Annotated in this window: 15 protein-coding genes and 1 pseudogene; 9 read left to right on the forward strand and 7 right to left on the reverse strand. The window is 73.0% G+C overall.

All coding sequences use genetic code 11. From position 1 onward, the window contains the following. Positions 1–67: 67 nt before the first annotated feature. Positions 68–916 carry a DUF3027 domain-containing protein gene (locus ABD292_RS26020; RefSeq protein WP_344211605.1) on the reverse strand — a complete coding sequence of 283 codons (849 nt, stop codon included), beginning with the start codon at positions 914–916 and terminating at the stop codon, positions 68–70. 126 nt (positions 917–1,042) lie between these two features. Between ABD292_RS26020 and ABD292_RS26025 the strand changes: the two genes are divergently transcribed. After that, positions 1,043–2,632 (forward strand): MFS transporter, encoded by a 1,590-nt coding sequence (locus ABD292_RS26025; RefSeq protein WP_344211607.1) that lies wholly within the window; start codon positions 1,043–1,045, stop codon positions 2,630–2,632. 16 nt (positions 2,633–2,648) lie between these two features. On the opposite strand, the gene ABD292_RS26030 is transcribed toward ABD292_RS26025, so the two are convergent. Continuing rightward, positions 2,649–3,044 (reverse strand): cold-shock protein, encoded by a 396-nt coding sequence (locus ABD292_RS26030; RefSeq protein WP_344211609.1) that lies wholly within the window; start codon positions 3,042–3,044, stop codon positions 2,649–2,651. Positions 3,045–3,134: 90 nt separating this feature from the next. Further along, positions 3,135–3,752: an HAD family hydrolase gene (locus ABD292_RS26035; RefSeq protein WP_344211663.1), complete on the reverse strand. Its 618-nt coding sequence runs from the start codon at positions 3,750–3,752 to the stop codon at positions 3,135–3,137. 173 nt (positions 3,753–3,925) lie between these two features. Between ABD292_RS26035 and ABD292_RS26040 the strand changes: the two genes are divergently transcribed. Next, positions 3,926–4,546, forward strand: coding sequence for a TetR/AcrR family transcriptional regulator (locus ABD292_RS26040; protein WP_344211611.1), 621 nt, complete (start codon positions 3,926–3,928; stop codon positions 4,544–4,546). A 9-nt stretch (positions 4,547–4,555) separates the two neighbouring features. On the opposite strand, the gene ABD292_RS26045 is transcribed toward ABD292_RS26040, so the two are convergent. Further along, positions 4,556–4,966: a hypothetical protein gene (locus ABD292_RS26045; protein ID WP_344211613.1), complete on the reverse strand. Its 411-nt coding sequence runs from the start codon at positions 4,964–4,966 to the stop codon at positions 4,556–4,558. Positions 4,967–5,064: 98 nt separating this feature from the next. On the opposite strand from ABD292_RS26045, the gene ABD292_RS26050 reads away from it, so the two are divergent. Then, positions 5,065–5,307 carry a hypothetical protein gene (locus ABD292_RS26050; protein WP_344211615.1) on the forward strand — a complete coding sequence of 81 codons (243 nt, stop codon included), beginning with the start codon at positions 5,065–5,067 and terminating at the stop codon, positions 5,305–5,307. 77 nt (positions 5,308–5,384) lie between these two features. After that, positions 5,385–7,742, forward strand: a complete 2,358-nt coding sequence (locus ABD292_RS26055) for a helicase-associated domain-containing protein (RefSeq protein WP_344211617.1) — start codon at positions 5,385–5,387, stop codon at positions 7,740–7,742. Between the two features lie 53 nt (positions 7,743–7,795). On the opposite strand, the gene ABD292_RS26060 is transcribed toward ABD292_RS26055, so the two are convergent. After that, positions 7,796–9,100: a hypothetical protein gene (locus tag ABD292_RS26060; RefSeq protein WP_344211619.1), complete on the reverse strand. Its 1,305-nt coding sequence runs from the start codon at positions 9,098–9,100 to the stop codon at positions 7,796–7,798. A gap of 350 nt (positions 9,101–9,450) precedes the next feature. Between ABD292_RS26060 and ABD292_RS26065 the strand changes: the two genes are divergently transcribed. The 3 genes from ABD292_RS26065 (at position 9,451) to ABD292_RS26075 (ending at position 13,056) form a co-directional block, all read left to right on the forward strand. After that, positions 9,451–10,926 (forward strand): class I adenylate-forming enzyme family protein, encoded by a 1,476-nt coding sequence (locus ABD292_RS26065; RefSeq protein WP_344211621.1) that lies wholly within the window; start codon positions 9,451–9,453, stop codon positions 10,924–10,926. Between the two features lie 69 nt (positions 10,927–10,995). Next, positions 10,996–11,340, forward strand: coding sequence for a hypothetical protein (locus tag ABD292_RS26070; protein ID WP_344211623.1), 345 nt, complete (start codon positions 10,996–10,998; stop codon positions 11,338–11,340). 63 nt (positions 11,341–11,403) lie between these two features. Beyond that, on the forward strand, positions 11,404–13,056 hold the full coding sequence (locus ABD292_RS26075) for a DNA repair helicase XPB (RefSeq protein ID WP_344211625.1): 1,653 nt from the start codon (positions 11,404–11,406) through the stop codon (positions 13,054–13,056). A 211-nt stretch (positions 13,057–13,267) separates the two neighbouring features. Here ABD292_RS26075 and ABD292_RS26080 read toward each other — a convergent pair whose 3' ends face one another. After that, positions 13,268–13,597 carry a hypothetical protein gene (locus tag ABD292_RS26080; RefSeq protein ID WP_344211627.1) on the reverse strand — a complete coding sequence of 110 codons (330 nt, stop codon included), beginning with the start codon at positions 13,595–13,597 and terminating at the stop codon, positions 13,268–13,270. A 156-nt stretch (positions 13,598–13,753) separates the two neighbouring features. On the opposite strand from ABD292_RS26080, the gene ABD292_RS26085 reads away from it, so the two are divergent. After that, entirely contained in the window at positions 13,754–15,760 is a 2,007-nt protein-coding gene (locus tag ABD292_RS26085) for a HelD family protein (RefSeq protein ID WP_344211628.1), read from the forward strand. 98 nt (positions 15,761–15,858) lie between these two features. Then, complete coding sequence (locus tag ABD292_RS26090) at positions 15,859–16,389, forward strand: YbhB/YbcL family Raf kinase inhibitor-like protein (protein ID WP_329589271.1); 531 nt, start codon at positions 15,859–15,861, stop codon at positions 16,387–16,389. A 103-nt stretch (positions 16,390–16,492) separates the two neighbouring features. Here the strand turns inward: ABD292_RS26090 and groEL are convergent. Beyond that, positions 16,493–16,662 (reverse strand): annotated as a pseudogene (gene groEL / locus ABD292_RS26095) (chaperonin GroEL); the annotation flags it as partial.

The following is a 16,662-nucleotide window of genomic DNA, read 5'->3' on the forward strand; positions in this document are numbered from 1 at the left end:
GGGTAGGTTAGCGGCCACCGGCGACAGGAAACCCGGTTATCGCTCTGCCCCCAGCCTGACACCTCGATCAGGAATGACCGAGCTCCTCCGACCCCGACTCGTCGACGGAACCCGGCTCCTCGGCCGAGCCCGGCTCCTCGGCGAAGCCGGCGACGGCCCCCGGCTCCTCCTCCATCAGGTCGTAGCCGAGGTCGTCGAGGATCGGGATGGCCTGCTCCACCGGCGGCGGCAGCACGGCGGCCTCGGAATGGGCGCCGCACCCGTGGTCGGCGGAGACCACCTTGCCGTCGTCGGGGGCGTACTCGTTAGTGCAGACCCCGAACGTCTGCCGCAGCCCACCCGCGAGCAGCCAGTAGAAGCCGCAGGTGGAGCACTGCGCGGGAGCGGCGTGTGCGATCGGTGTATGCGGCCCGTGCTCGCCGGAGTGCCAGCGCCTGGCAGCCCGGTCCTTGCCGATGGCCGAGAGCACACGGGCCCGGCCCAGGCCGTACTCGAAAAGCGCCTGATGGTCGGCGTCGTCGTCGACCTCGGTGAAACCCGGCGCCAGCCGGTCGTCGTCCTCGGCGGCCGGCAGCAGGTCGCCCACGCCCAGGTCGCCGGGGCGCAGCCGCTCGCTCCACGGCAGCCACTCGGGTGCGAGCAGCGCGCCCGTGCCCGGCAACAGCACCGCCTCGCTGACCGTCACCTTCTTCGCCCGCGAGGCGCGCGTGACCGTGACCGCCCAGCGCCAGCCGCGGTAGGCGCGGTCGAGGCAGGCGAAGTAATGGGTGACGATGCGGTCGCCCTCGCTCTCGAAGCCGAGGTGCTCCCCGGGCTCGCCCGGCCGCGCGAGCTCCTCGGCCGCGGCGCGTGCCAGCTCGACCGCCTCGGCACACGCCTGGTCGGGAGCGGGGACACGGGCCCTTGTGCGGCTCATCGGGCCGCCTCCGGCGAAAGGTGCTGTTCGCTCACACTTCATTCTCACCCATCACGGGACCTGGACGGGCCGGGAACGGCGCATCGTCCGCCGACTCTTCGCCCGAATCGGGTAAGACTGGTAGGCGTGGACGCAGGCTGGGACCGGGCACGCGAGGCCGCGCGGCGCATGGGGCGCGGCGTCGCCGACGCCGGCCGTGCCGCCGGACGGGCCGGCCGGGCCACCGCCGGAGGCACGGCCAGGGCGGGCCGGGCCACCGCCAACGGCGTGAAGTCGGTCGGCAGGGCCACGCGGCGGCTGACGTACGCGGGCGGCGCGGGCCGCACCGGCCTCGGCCGGCTGATCGAGCTGTCGGCCGGCAACAGCGCCGGCGACGCCCTGGTGACGGTGGCGCTGGCCAGCACGGTCTTCTTCGGGGTGCCGGTCGGCGAGGCCCGCGGCTCGGTGGCGCTCTACCTCGTCATCACGATGTTGCCGTTCGCGCTGCTGGCGCCGTTCGTCGGGCCGATTCTCGACCGGTTCAGGTCCGGCCGCCGCTACGTGATGGCGGGCACGCTGTTCGGGCGGGGCCTGCTCTGCTTCGCGATGGCGGCCGCCGTCGGTCCCGGGGACCTGCCGACGCTGTTCATCGGGGCGCTCGGCGTGCTGGTGCTGTCGAAGGCGTACAACGTGTCGCGGGCGGCCATCATGCCGAACGTGCTGCCCGCCGACATCACGCTGGTGTCGGCGAACGCGAGGGTGGCGCTGTTCACGCTGGTCGCGGCCGGCGTGGCGGTGCCGATCGGCGCGGGGCTGACCGCGTGGCTGGGCAGCGCCGTGGTGCTGCGCGTGGCCATGCTGGCCTTCCTGGCGCTCGGGGTCGTCGCGGTACGCCTGCCGCGCCACATCGACTCCCCCGACCTGGAGGAGGAGGGCGCAAGGCACCGCTGGCGGACGCTGCTGAAGGTGGGCCCGGCGGTCGCCGAGGCCGTCTGGGCCAACGTCGCCATCCGCGTCTTCTCCGGCTTCCTGCTGTTCTTCCTGCTGTTCCTGGTGCAGGACCACGCGGTGCCGTGGCTGGCGGGCCGGGACCCGTTCTTCGACGTGCCGCGGACGATCGCGCTGCTGGCCGGCGCGGCCGGGCTCGGCGGCCTGGCCGGCGCGGCCGTGGCCAACTGGACCCGCAACCACGCGCCGCAGCTCATCGTGCCGGCCACGCTGGCCCTGACCCTCGTGACCGCCGTCGTGACGGCGCTGCTGTTCGGCGTCTGGGCGGCGCTGGCGATCTCGCTGGTCACCGCGTTCGCGCAGGAGCTGGGCAAGCTCGCGCTGGACGCGATCGTGCAGCGCGAGATCGGCGAGGAGGTCCGCTCGTCCACGTTCGGGGTGGTCGAGGCGGTGCTGCAGCTCGCGTGGGTGTTCGGCGGGCTGGTCGGGCTGGTGCTGTCACTGGCCCGCGACGCCTCCACCGGGCTGGTGGGGCTGGCGGTGGCGCTGGCCGCCGCGCTCGGGTGGCTGGTGTTCGCCCGCGTACGGCGGGTGCGCGCCGCCAGGGCCGAGGCGGCGAGGAAACACGGCCTGTACGACCCGGACGCCGGCTACGACGCTGCCGCGTCCGCGCCGACCGCCGAGTGGCCCGCGCCCACGCCCGCGCCCGCGCCCGCGCCCGCCGAGCGTGACCCCAGGCGCGGGGACACGCTCGACTCCACCAAACCGCTGACCAACCCGTTCGGCTGAGCGGGCCGGAGTGCCGCTAGGCGTCGAGGTCGTCGGCGAGGGCGCGCAGCACCTGGGCGATCTTCTTGGCGTGCGCGGTCTCGGGGTGCTTGCCCCGGCGGTAGGTGCCCGAGACCTCGTCGAGCAGCTTGATGAGGTCCTCGACGATGACGACCATCTCGTCGGGCTTCTTCCGCTTGCCCTTCGGCTTGGGCTTGGCCAGGGTGGGCGGCTGCTCCAGGATCCGCACCGACAGCGCCTGCTGGCCGCGGCGGCCCTCGGCGACGCCGAACTCGACCTTCTGGCCTGGCTTCAGCGGGCCGGTGCCAGGAGGCAGCGCGGAGGAATGCACGAAGACCTCACCGCCGTCGTCACGGGTGAGGAAGCCGAATCCCTTGTCGGCGTCGTACCACTTGACCTTGCCACTCGGCACAGGAGGACCTCGTTCAAACAGTCGAAAAGGCTGGATGGATGTAGGTTATGCCCCGAAGGGCGGCGGAGCGACCGGGTAAATGCCGATGAATTACCGGACTTCATCGCGGCGGCACCAGCGGGCGTACCAACCGGCGAATTCGGTGAGGTCGGGAAGAGCCACATCCGCGCCGTGCTCGCGCAGCTCCTCCGCTGTGTACGGCCCCGTGGCCACGGCGACGCTCACGGCGCCTCCCGCGCGGGCCGCATCGATGTCCGCGACATGGTCACCAACATAGGCGGCGGCGCCGAACCTCGCGAGTGCCGATCCTTTGCCCGCGCCGAACAGCGAGCCGACCACTTCGTCGACGACCAGCCCCAGCTTCTCGACGGTGCCGACGGCGTCGCGCGGGTTCTTGCCCGTCACCACGATGACCCGGCCGCCGGCCGCGCGGACGGCGGCGATGGCGTCGTGGGCGCCGTCCATGGCCGTGTGTACGGGAACCCCTATATCCGGATATATCTCCCGATACAGGTCGGCCGCCGCCGGGACCTGCTCGGCGGGCATCCAGTTGGCCAACTCCATCTCCAAAGGCGGCCCGAGCCGCCGCACCACGGCCGCGCTGTCGATCGGCACCCCCAAACGCGCCGACAGCTCGTCCATGGCGGCCGCTATCCCCACTCGCGTATCCGCCAATGTCATGTCAAGGTCGAAACCTACCGATGTCATCACCCGTGCAGGATGCCAAAGGCCGCTCGGCCTCCGGTAACCGCCCTTGTTGTGGGATGGTGGAATGGCCAGAAAGGAATTACTTATCGAGGGGGAGGGCTCGGTCCTGGCGAGCCCGGTCCGGCGCGCCGCTCCGTAACGACTACTCTCCTTACGGAGGTATCAGGATAGACATGAGCAGATCCACCCGTGAGCGGATCATCGATGAGTCCCTGCGGCTGTTCGCCGAGCGGGGCTACTCCGCCACTTCCGTGGCCGAGATCGAGGCCGCCTCAGGGCTGTCTCCCGGCGCCGGAGGGCTCTACAGGCACTTCAAGTCCAAGTACGAGGTGCTCGCCGCCGCCATCAACGAGCACGCCGCCCGTACCCGTAGCCAGGTGGCCGGCAGCCTGGCCGAGCTGGACGCCATGGAGTCCTCGGCCGACCTGGAGGAGCGGCTGTCGCTCGTCTGCCGGGCGGGGCTCGCCAAGGTGCGCGAGGAGTCGGAGCTGACCCGCGTCTTCTTCCGCGACCTCAGCCAGTTCCCGGAGCTGGTCGCCGTCGTACGGGACGGGCTGCTGCAGCCCATGTTCGACGCGATCGTCACCTGGTTCCGCGCGCAGCCCGAATACCGCGACGTCGAGATCGACTGGTCGGGCATCGCAACCGTGCTCGGCGGCGCCGTCGTGCATTACCGGCTCTTCCAGGAGACGGTGGGCGAGCTGGCGGGGCACGCGGACAAGGAGCAGTTCGTGACGGCCTGGGTGCGGCTCGCCGTCGGGCTGCTGCCGAGCCCGGCTCCCGTGATCAGCTGAGGTCGGTGATCAGGTGAGGTCGAGCAGGCGGTAGGCCAGCCAGACCACGCCCAGCCCGGTGTCGATCATGAACATGGTGCCGCTCACGGCCCAGAACTCGGTCATGAACGTGTCGAAACCCGGCTCGGCGCCGACCCGCAGGCCGCCGACGAGCACGCCGCCGACCGCGTACCCGAGCAGCGGCGCGCCCGCGCCCAGGAAGCGGTCGCGGGCCTCCCAGCTCTCGCTCAGCAGCACGACCGCCGTGCCGGCCGCCCACACCACCAGGGGGACCGGGAAGATCGCCAGCGACGGCAGCCCGAACGGCACCAGCAGCGCGGCCGCCACCAGGATCACCAGGGCGCCGATCTCGCGCGGGTGCTCCTTGACCACGGTCCGCGCGTCCCTGCCTCCGGTGGCCATGGGGTTGGCGGTGGACATCGCGACCCTGCGCAGCCGCGAACGGCAGCCCCAGACCGGTCGAACGGCTCCCCCGCTGCTGCCCGACCCTGTGGGGGGCGTGCAGGGTGTCATCGCGGATGGCGGGAAACCGCCGCGTCCCGCCCGAGCCGGCGGCGGTTTCGGTGGTGGCGAGGCGGTGGGCCTCGCGTTCGACGAGCGCCGCCGGGTCGCCGAACCGGTCCAGCACCTTCGCCACCGCGCGCGGGTTCTCGCTGCCGCCCACCTCGGCCTCGATCCGGGCGCGCAGCCGCCGGGCGAAGTCCAGCCGCTGCTCGGAGCGCAACACGCCGTGGGCCGCGTCGGCGGCCCTGGAGACGTAGTTCAGCACGAGCTGATCGGCACGCTCTCTCACGTCTAGCCATGCTGCCCCAATCAGGGGGGACATACCATGGCAACGATGGAGTTCACGGAGTGGATCAGGGGACGCACCGACGACCAGTTGCGGGCGCTCGTCTCGTCGCGTCCCGAGCTGATCACTCCGGTGCCCGCGCACCTGGAGGGTCTGGCGTCCCGCGCGGCCAGCCCGTCGGCGATCGGCAGGGCGCTCGACCGGCTCGACCGGTTCACGCTGGCCGTCGTCGAGACGCTGGCGGTCCAGGACGGCCCGACGCCGAAGGAGCGCCTGAGCGCCCTCATCACCGCGGCCCTGCCCCCGTCCGCGCGCAGCGACCCTCCGGCCGCCGAGCCGGCGTTGTCGGCGGCGCTCGACCGGCTGCGCGACCTCGCCCTCGTCTACGGCCCCGACGACGCACTCGACCTCGGCCCCGGCGTACGCAAGGTGCTGGAGGACCCGGCCGGCCTGGGCCCGCGCGCGGTGGAGGCGTTCCGGCACCACCCGCCCGAGCAGCTCGACGAGATGGCCGACGACATCGCCCCCGGCACCGCGGGCACCGGCAAGGAACGCCTGGCCGCGGCGCTCGCCGACCCCGCCGCGCTGGTCGCGTCCGTGTCGGCGGAGGCGCGGGCCGCGCTCGACCAGCTCGCCTGGGGCCCGCCGACCGGCCGGGTGCCCAACGCCCGGCGCGAGGTGCGCGTCGCGACCGCCCGTTCCCCCATCGAGGAGCTGCTGGCCCGCGGCCTGCTCGCGGCGACCGGCGAGGAGAGCGTGACGCTGCCCCGCGAGGTGGGCCTGCACCTGCGCGGCGGCCGGGTGCACCGCGGCCTGCCCGCGGAGCCGCCGCCACTGGAGGGCCCCGAGCGCGATCGGGAGCTGGCCGACCGTACGGCGGCCGGGCAGGCGTTCATGTTCGTCCGCGCGGCCGAGGAGCTGTGCGAGCGGTGGAGCATCGAGCCGCCGGGCGTGCTACGCACGGGCGGCCTCGGCGTACGCGACCTGAAGCGCACGGCGGCCGACCTGGACCTGCCGGAGTGGGTGACGGCGCTGGTCGTCGAGGTGGCGCACGCGGCCGGGCTGATCGCGGCCGGCGGCGGCGTGGACGGCGAGTGGCTGCCGACCCCCGCCTACGACCTGTGGCGGGTCAGGGGCACCGCCGACCGCTGGGTGACGCTGGCCACGAGCTGGCTGCACATGGACCGCGTCCCGGGCCTGGTGGGCGAACGGGACGAGCGCGACCGCCCGCTCAACGCCCTGCACGCCGATCTGCGCCGCGCGGCCGCGCCCGGGGTGCGGGCGGCGACGCTGGGCGTGCTGGCGGCGGCGCCGGGCCGCGCGCCGTCCCGCGACGCGGTGCTCGAACGCCTGGCGTGGGAGCAGCCGCGCCGCCGGGGGCCGCTGCGCGAGCAGCTGACCGAGTTCGCCCTGCGCGAGGCCGAGCAGATCGGCGTGACGGGCCTGGGCGCGCTGTCCGGGCACGGGCGGGCGCTGCTGGAGGGCGGCGACACCGGGGCGGCGGCGGCCGCGCTGGCGCCGCTGCTGCCCGAGCCGGTCGATCACGTGCTGCTGCAGGCCGACCTGACCGCGGTCGCGCCGGGCCCGCTGACCAGCGAGCTCAACCGGTGGATGACGCTGACCGCCGACGTCGAGTCGAAGGGCGGGGCCACCGTCTACCGCTTCAGCGAGCAGTCGATCCGCCGGGCGCTCGACGCGGGCCACGGCGGCGAGGAGCTGCTGGCGATGCTGGCCCGCCACTCGGCCACGCCGATGCCGCAGGCGCTGTCCTACCTGGTGGGCGACGTGGCGCGGCGGCACGGGCGGATCCGGGTGGGCACGGCGAGCGCGTACGTCCGCTGCGACGACCCGGCGCTGCTCGACCAGATCACCGCCGACCGGCGCTCGGCCGCGCTGCGGCTGCGCAGGCTCGCCCCGACGGTCATCGCCTCCCGTTCCTCGCGCGCGGCCCTGGTCGACTCGCTGCGGGCCATGGGCTACTCCCCGGTCGCCGAGTCGCTCGACGGCGACGTGATCATCTCGCAGCTCGACAGCAGGCGCACCGAGGCGGCGCCGCCGGTGCGCGCGGTGGCCCCGGCGAACGGCATCGACCCCCACGTGGCGGCGGCGGCCGTACGGGCGCTGCGCGCGGGCGACGCGGCGCATCTCGCCCGGCGCGAGCCCGCGGACGCTCCCGACGGCCAGATCCCGCGCGGCCCCGCGACGGCCACGATCTCGGCCCTCCAGGACGCCATCAAGCAGGGCGTACGGGTGTGGATCGGCTATCTCGACTCGCAGGGCAACGCGACCTCGCGCATCCTGGAGCCGGCGAGGATGGAGGGCGGCTACCTGACCGCGTACGACGAGACCAGGGCCGCCGTCCACCGCTTCGCGCTGCACCGCATCACCGGGGTGGCGGGGGTCTAGCCGCCCGGCGTCATCCGCCTGGCCGCCGCGACGGCCGGTCCGTCGCTGAGGCCTCAGGCGTCCGGCGTCATCCGCCTGGCCACCGCCGCGGCCGGTCCGTCGCCGTCGGCCAGCCGCCGCAGGGCCCGCTCGCAGTCGGCCGGGTAGCGCAGCGCCAGGTCGCCGCCCAGGGCCACGGCGGCCGTCGTGGCGCGGGCGGGGTCGGCCGCCCACTCCAGCGCCAGCCGGAGCGCCTCGGGGGCGAGGGTGTCGCCGGCGCACATGGACGACAGCGCCTCCGCCGCCGCCAGCCGCTCCCCCGCCGTGCCCGCCGCCCACACCTCCAGGAACTCGGCCCTCGCCTCCTTGAGCGCGTACGCGGCCAGCGCCGCCACGCCCTCGGCGGCCCGCGTGCGCACCTCGGGATCCTCACCGGTCAGCGACCTGACCCAGGCGCGCAGCGGCTGCCACAGCCAGAACCCGTACCGGGCGGCCAGTTCGGCCAGCACCGGCCCGCGGTGCTCCGGCGTCGGGAAGCCGGCCTGCCCGCCGGCGCGGCTGATGAGCGGGTGCGGCTGGGGAGGTTCGGGCGGGCCGCTCTCATGCGCCTGCCAGATCGGGTCGAGCCGGGCGAGCCGCGCCTGAAAGGCATCCTCGGGCAGCGGCCCGGTGAACGCCAGCGCCGCCGCGGCCAGCACCTCCCGCATGGCCGGCTTGGTGTCGAACCAGGCGGCGACCTCCTCGGCCGCCCGCGCCGCGCCCGCCCGCGCCCCGTCCGGCGCGAGCCCGGCGGCCAGCCGGACGACGTGGGCGGGCGTGGGCAGCTCGGCCGCCCGGTGCCGGGCCTTGACGAGCGTGTCGGGCGCCAGGCCGACGCGCAGGTCGTACGTGCTGAGGCACAGGTCGAACAGCTCCCGTGGGTCGGGGGCGGCCCAGGGCTGCTCGACCTCCACGGCCCGCGAGGGCGCGCCGTCGCGGGTGATGACGAGGTAGGAGCCGAGCTCGGCCAGCTCGCGCGCCAGGACGGACAGCGCGGCCGGGTCGGTGCCGACCGCGATCCAGTCGTGCAGCAGGTACGCCCGCCCCGGCGCGTACTCGGTCCCGCCGATCAGCTCGGCGACGGTGCTGGCCGGCGACAGGACGGTGATCGTGCTCTCGGCCAGCGACATGCGCGACAGCAGGGCGAGCCCGCCCAGCCGTTTGCCGATCTCCTCCTCGCCCACGAGCACGAGCAGATGGCGGGCGGAGAGCCTGCGGACGGCCTCGGGGAAGCAGTGCGGCTCCAGGTAGGAGCGCAGCAGGGCGTCGGCCTCCCGCCGGGCGAGCTCCCCGGGGATGGGCCGGACGTCCGGCGGCGGGCGGCGCCGCGTGAACGTCAAGTGATCAAGGTCGAGCTCGCCTGGTTGAGGCGTGTCGGTCACGAAGTCACCTCGGAGCTGGACACGAAACTTGTCTCCACTAATTACCGTGCGAGCACGACTTTCTCCGTGCCGCACGAGCCGGTCGCGCTGCGTCACCGTACCGGCCTGACCAGGTGTTCCCCACCTGGGACGCCAACCCGCATCCCAGATCTCCCACATTTACACGATCTAGGCCACCGTGAAAACTCAAATGGCCCGAGTAGGAGATATCACTTTATTTACCGATAATGAAGACATCCTCCACAGTGATCAGTCAAGGGGGCCGGCAGGTCTTGACGTCACGCTCCCCCACCCAGCAGTTTGGGCATGTGACCGAGCAGACGCTGGGCCGGCTGGCCGAGGAGTCCTGGGGCCGTTTCGCCGACCACGACGCCATGTACTACGAAGGGGTCTGGCACCGCAGTCACGAGCTCGCCGAGCGCGCGCGCCGGATGTGCGGCGGCTTCGTCGCGGCGGGCGTACGGCCCGGCGACCGGGTGGCCGTCATGATGGCCAACTCGCCCGAGGTCCCGGTGCTCTACCAGGCACTGTGGGCGGCCGGCGCGGTGGTGACCCCCGTGGTGTTCCTGGTGGGCGCGGAGGAGCTGCGGCACATCCTGCTCGACAGCGGCGCCGTGGCGATCGTCACCTCCCCCGAGCTGGAGGCGACCGTACGGGCCACGGGCGTGGACATCCCGGTCCACGTGGACACCGCCGAGCTCGAACGGGCACCCGGGCGCGGCCCCGTCGCCCGGGACCCCGGGGACCTGGCCGCCCTCATGTACACGGGCGGCACCACCGGCCGCGCCAAGGGCGTCATGCTGAGCCACCGCGGCCTCTGGCAGGTGGGCAAGGCCGTCTGGGACATGTCCCACCAGGAGGGCAAGAACCGCATCATCGTGCCGGTGCCGTTGTCGCACTCGTACGGGCTGATCGTCACGATCGCCTGGATGCACGCGACCGAGCCGCAGCACGCGGTGCTCATGCGCTGGTTCGACCCCGGGCAGTTCCTCAAGCTGGCCGGCGGCCAGCGCGTCCACTACGGCACCGTCGTGCCCGCCATGCTCCAGATGCTGCTCGCCGAGCCGCTGGAGTCGTACGCGCTGCCCGAGCTGTCCCATCTCACCTGCGGCGCCGCCCCGCTGGGGCGGAGCCTGCTGGAGGAGTTCGAGCGCCGGCTGCCCGGCGTGCAGATCCTGGAGGGCTACGGCCTGACCGAGACCTGCGCGGTCACCACCTTCAACCCGCCGGGCCGGCGCAGGATCGGCAGCGTCGGCCTGCCGCTGCCCGGCTACTCGATCGTCGTGCGCGACGGCGACGGCGAGGCGGTGGAGGCCGGGGAGGTCGGCGAGATCTGCGTCGCGGGCGAGTCGCTGATGCTCGGCTACTGGGGCGAGCACGAGCCCGACCCCGAGGGCACCACGCTGGTGGACGGCGAGCTGCGCACCGGCGACATCGGCTGCGTGGACGACGACGGCTACCTCCACGTCGTGGACAGGAAGAAGGACCTCATCATCCGCGGCGGCTTCAACGTCTTCCCCCGCGACGTCGAGTACGCCCTCGACCAGCACCCCGACGTGGCCCGCTCCTGCGTGGTGGGCCGGCCCGACGCCCGCCACGGCGAGGAGGTCGTGGCGTTCGTGCAGCTCGAACCAGGCGCGACGGCGAGCGCCGAGGAGCTCGTCGAGTGGGCCCGCGACCGCGTCGGCCGGGTGAAGTACCCGCGCGAGATCCGCTTCGTCGACGACATCCCGGTCACGAGCGTGCTCAAGCTCGACCGCAAGGCCGTGCGCGCCCGCCTCTAGCCGGCACGCTGATCACGCGGCCGGGCCCGTCCGGTTCCGTGATAAGTGTTGACGTGTCTGGAGGTGACGATGACCCAACAGGACCCGCCGGGTTACCCTTACCAGCCCTACGGCGCCCCTTACGGCGAGCAGTCCCCGCCGGGCTACGGCTATCCGCCGCCGCCGCGCAACGAGGGGCCCAGCGCCAACGCCATCGTCTCCCTCGTGCTCAACCTCCTCGCCCTCGTCTCCTGCTGCAACGTCCTCGGCCTGCCCGGGGCGATCCTCGCCGGGCTGGCGCTCGGCAGGGCGGGCTCCGACCCCCGCGCGGCACGTAGCATGGTGATGTGGAGCTGGGTCCTGTTCGGGCTCGGCTTCGTCCTCATGATCGGCCTTTTCCTCTTCCTCGGCCTCAACGGCTATCTCGACGATTGATGACCCGTTCCGGGACTTTCCCTGCCGTCGGCTGTGTTGGATAAGGGTCAACCGTAGGAAGGGATGTCCGTGAACGACGGCCCGCTCATCGTCCAGTCGGACAAGACTCTGCTGCTCGAGGTCGACCACGACAAGGCCGACGAGTGCCGCAAGGCCATCGCGCCGTTCGCCGAGCTCGAACGCGCTCCCGAGCACGTCCACACCTACCGCGTCACCCCGCTGGCGCTGTGGAACGCCCGCGCCGCCGGCCACGACGCCGAGCAGGTCATCGACGCGCTCATCAGCCACAGCCGCTACCCGGTGCCGCACGCGCTGCTCGTCGACATCGCCGAGACGATGGCCCGCTACGGCCGCCTGCGCCTGGAGAAGGACCCGGTGCACGGCCTGGTGCTCACCTCCAGCGACCGCGCGGTGCTGGAGGAGGTGCTGCGCTCCAAGAAGATCGCGCCGATGCTGGGCGACCGGCTCGGCGCCGACTCGGTCGTCGTGCACCCGAGCGACCGGGGCAACGTCAAGCAGGCCCTGCTCAAGCTGGGCTGGCCGGCGGAAGACCTGGCCGGCTACGTCGACGGCGAGGCCCACCCGATCAAGCTCGCCCAGGAGGGCTGGTCGCTGCGCCCCTACCAGCAGGAGGCGGCCGACGCCTTCTGGCACGGCGGCTCCGGCGTGGTCGTGCTGCCCTGCGGCGCCGGCAAGACCATCGTGGGCGCGGCCGCCATGGCCCACGCCCAGGCCACCACGCTCATCCTGGTCACCAACACCGTCTCCGCCCACCAGTGGAAGACCGAGCTGCTCAAGCGCACGTCGCTGACCGAGGACGAGATCGGCGAGTACAGCGGCAACAAGAAGGAGATCCGCCCCGTCACCATCGCCACCTACCAGGTGATGACCACCAGGCGGAAGGGCGTCTACAGCCACCTGGAGCTGTTCGACGCGCGCGACTGGGGGCTCATCGTCTACGACGAGGTGCACCTGCTGCCCGCGCCGATCTTCCGGATGACCGCCGACCTCCAGGCCCGCAGGCGCGTGGGGCTCACGGCCACGCTGGTACGCGAGGACGGGCGCGAGGGCGACGTGTTCTCGCTCATCGGCCCCAAGCGCTACGACGCGCCCTGGAAGGAGATGGAGAACCAGGGCTGGATCGCCCCGGCCGACTGCGTCGAGGTGCGGGTCACGCTCACCGACGAGGAGCGGCTGGCGTACGCGATGGCCGAGTCGGAGGAGCGCTACCGCTTCTGCGCGACCACGCCGTCCAAGACGCGGGTCACCGAGGCGCTGGTGCGCCGGCACGCGGGCGAGCAGGTGCTGGTCATCGGCCAGTACATCGACCAGCTCGACGAGCTCGGCGAGCACCTCGGCGCGCCGGTGATCAAGGGCGAGACCCGGGTCAAGGAGCGCGAGCGGCTCTACCAGGCGTTCCGCGACAAGGAGATCCAGGTCCTCGTGGTGTCGAAGGTCGCCAACTTCTCCATCGACCTGCCGGAGGCGTCCGTCGCCATCCAGGTGTCGGGGACGTTCGGCTCGCGCCAGGAGGAGGCCCAGCGGCTCGGCCGGGTGCTGCGGCCCAAGGCGGGCGGCGGGGGCGCGCGGTTCTACACCGTGGTCAGCCGCGACACCGTCGACCAGGAGTTCGCGGCGCACCGGCAGCGCTTCCTGGCCGAGCAGGGATACGCCTACCAGATCATCGACGCCGACGACGTGCACGACGGCGTCTGAGGGTGGCTCTCAGCGGGTGAAGGCCCGGCCGCTCGCGCGTGAGCGGCCGAGCGCTCGACGTGGTGTCACGTCCACGAGACTCCGCGGGCCGTCGACAATCGAACCACCCCCCTCACCTGCGTACTATCACGCCGCCTGCGACATACCCCCATGATCCGGCAAACCCACCTGATATGCCCGATTTTTTCGGTATTCCCAGGTTGTCCTCAGCTCAGGGCCGGCGGGCCAGCAGCCCGCCGACGAAGAGCACGCCCTCGGCCAGCACCCACGCCAGCACCGCCGCTCCCATGAGCCGCCCGAACACCCGCAGGTCGCCGCGCGAGACCGGCAGCAGCCAGGCCGCCGCCGTGCAGCACGCGGCCAGCGTCGCGAACAGGCCCGACACCGTGGAGACCGTGCCGAGCCGCCGCGGACAGTCCTCGTCGCCCCCGGCGCAGAACGCCTCCAGACCCCAGCCCGCGAACACCGACAACCCCCAGAGCGCCGCGAGCAGGAAACTCGCGATCGTGGGGATGATCGGCGACACCCGCACCCGCGCCATCCCCACGTTTTACCCGCGCCCCCGGAACGCCAACCGCCGTTGCCCAAGGCACGCCCGTCCGCCGGTAAATGCTGTGGAAGCGCTCGCCGCGCATGGCTAAACTGACCGATTCGCTACCTTGACCACCTCCGACTCCCGACGAGGAGGCACTTTCGCATGCCCGCACACCAACTCGCCCCCGACATACCCGCCGACGTCCTCGCCGCCGAGCAACGGCACCTGGCCGAGTCCAGGGCCGCGCTGACGGCGATGCGCACCCACGCCCAGTCACTCTCCGCCGACGCGGCCGGCGACTGGGTGTCGCAGCAGATCCTCCAGTCCCTCCTCGACCAGCGCGTCGCCGCCCTCGCCGACCACCCGGACACCCCGCTGTTCTTCGGCCGGCTCGACCGCGAGTCCGGCGACGACCTGCCCGGCACGATCTACGTCGGCCGCCGGCACGTCCACGACGCCCGCAGCAAGCCGCTGGTCATCGACTGGCGGGCCCCGGTCTCACGGGCCTTCTACCAGGCGAGCCCGGCCGAGCCGATGGGCGTCGTACGCCGCCGCCGCTTCGGCTACCACGGCGGCACCCTGACCGCGTACGAGGACGAGCCCCTGGGCGAGGGGAACGTCGAGCTCGGCCCGTCGAAGATCCTCACCGAGGAGATCGAGCGCCCGCGCACCGGCCCCATGCGCGACATCGTCGCCACGATCCAGCCCGACCAGGACGAGATCGTCCGCTCGGGGCTCGCCCAGACCGTCTGCGTCCAGGGCGCCCCCGGCACCGGGAAGACCGCGGTGGGCCTGCACCGGGCCGCCTACCTGCTGTTCACCCACCGCGAGCGGCTGGCCAGGTCCGGCGTGATGATCGTCGGCCCCAACCGCGCGTTCCTGTCCTACATCTCCTCGGTCCTGCCCGCGCTGGGCGAGGTCAAGGTGGACCAGACGACCGTGGCGGGCCTGCTCGGCGAGCACGCCGCCCCGGAGGACCCGCTGGTGGCCGCGGTCAAGGGCGACGCCCGGATGGCCACGGTGCTCGAACGCGCGCTCTGGCTGCACATCGTGAAGCCGGAGGAGGGCCTGGTGTTCACCAAGGGCGCCTACCGCTACCGGGTGGCCGACCATGAGGTGCGCGAGATCGTCGCCTCCCTGCGCGGCACCACCCGCTACCTGCCGGGACGGGCGGCGCTCGCGCAACGGCTGGCCCACCTGGTGCTGGTGCGGATGGAGCAGCGCGGCGAGTCGCCCGACGACCGGGTGCAGGACGCCGTGGCCCGCTCCAAGCCGGTCAAGCAGCTCGTGGACGCGGTCTGGCCGAAGCTGACGCCCGAGCAGGTGCTCTACCGGCTGCTCGCCGAGCCGGAGTTCCTCGCCAGGGCCGCCAGGTCCGACCTGTCGCCCGACGAGCAGAGCCTGCTCCTCTGGCCGAAGCCGTACCGCAGCCACAAGTCCGCCAAGTGGTCGGCGGCGGACGCCGCGCTCCTCGACGAGCTGCGCGACCTCATGGAACGCACCCCCTCGCTCGGCCACCTGGTCGTGGACGAGGCCCAGGACCTGTCGGAGATGCAGCTTCGCGCGCTCGGCCGCCGCTGCCGCAACGGCTCGGCCACCGTGCTCGGCGACCTCGCCCAGGGCACCACGCCCTGGTCCACCAGCTCGTGGGAGAGCGTGCTCCAGCACCTCGGCCAGGCCGAGGGCGAGGTGACCGAGCTGACGCTCGGCTTCCGCGTGCCGCGCGAGGTGCTCGACTTCGCCGCCCGGCTGCTGCCGTCCATCGCCCCCGGACTGGCCGCGCCGCGGTCCCTGCGCCCCGGCGCGGGCTCGCTGAGCATCCGCCCGGGCGGCTCGGTGGCGGAGGCCGCCGACGCGGCCCTCGCCCAGGAGGGCTCGATCGGCGTCATCGTCCCGGACGCGCTGGTCGGTGAGGTCTCGCGGGCGCTGTCCGGCCGTCCGCACTCCGTGCTCGACCCCGACGCCCCGGAGGGCGAGCACCGCCTGCTCGTCGTCCCCGCCACGCTCGCCAAGGGTCTGGAGTACGACCACGTGATCGTGGTCGAGCCCGCCGACATCGTGGCCGCCGAGCCCCGCGGCCTGGCCCGGCTGTACGTCGTCCTGACCCGTGCGGTGACCTCGCTCACGGTCCTGCACGACAAGCCCCTGCCGGCGCAGCTCGCCATGTGACCGCGCCCCGCGCGGGAACCGGCGACGCCATGACCGGCGACCGGCCCGGCCGCTTCTAGGATGGCGATCAGGAACGCTTGCCTACCTAGGAGGATGCCGTGCCAGCACCGCTGCCCCATGAACACCTGCCGTCGGTTCCCGCGCTCGTGGTCGAGAGCGACGACATCCAGGACGGCGAGCGGCTCAGCGACCTGCACGTCTTCAACGACTGGGGCATGACGGGCCAGAACGTCTCGCCCCAGCTCCGCTGGTCCGGCGCGCCCGAAGGGACCCGGAGCTACGCCGTCACCTGCTACGACCCCGACGCCCCCACGGGCAGCGGGTTCTGGCACTGGGTGCTGTTCGACCTGCCGGCCTCGGTGACCGAGCTGCCCGCGGGCGCGGGCAGCGCCCCCGACTTCAAGGGGCTGCCCGAGGGTGCCGCCCACGCCCGCAACGACTACGGCGCCAAGGCCTTCGGCGGCGCGGCCCCGCCGCCCGGCGCCCCGCACCGCTATGTCTTCACCGTCCACGCCCTCGGCGTCGACAAGCTGGGCGTGGACGGCGACGCCAGCCCGGCGGTGGTCGGCTTCAACATCACGGCCAACACGCTGGCCCGCGGCCACATCGTCCCGGTCTACGGCGTCTGACCGCCGTCAACGAACACGCGGTCAACGAACACGCCGTCAACGCACAAGAGCGGCCCGGAAGATCCGGGCCGCTCTTGTGCTTCGGCTTCGCGAGCGAACAGACCTAGAAGTCCATGTCGCCGCCACCCGGCATGGCCGGGGCGGCGGGGGTCTTCTCGGGCTTCTCGGCGATGACAGCCTCGGTGGTGAGGAAGAGCGCCGCGATGGAGGCGGCGTTCTGCAGCGCGGAGCGCGTCACCTTGGCCGGGTCGATGATGCCCGACTCGAACATGT

Source organism: Nonomuraea bangladeshensis, assembly GCF_039529455.1.
GTDB classification, from domain to species: domain Bacteria; phylum Actinomycetota; class Actinomycetes; order Streptosporangiales; family Streptosporangiaceae; genus Nonomuraea; species Nonomuraea bangladeshensis.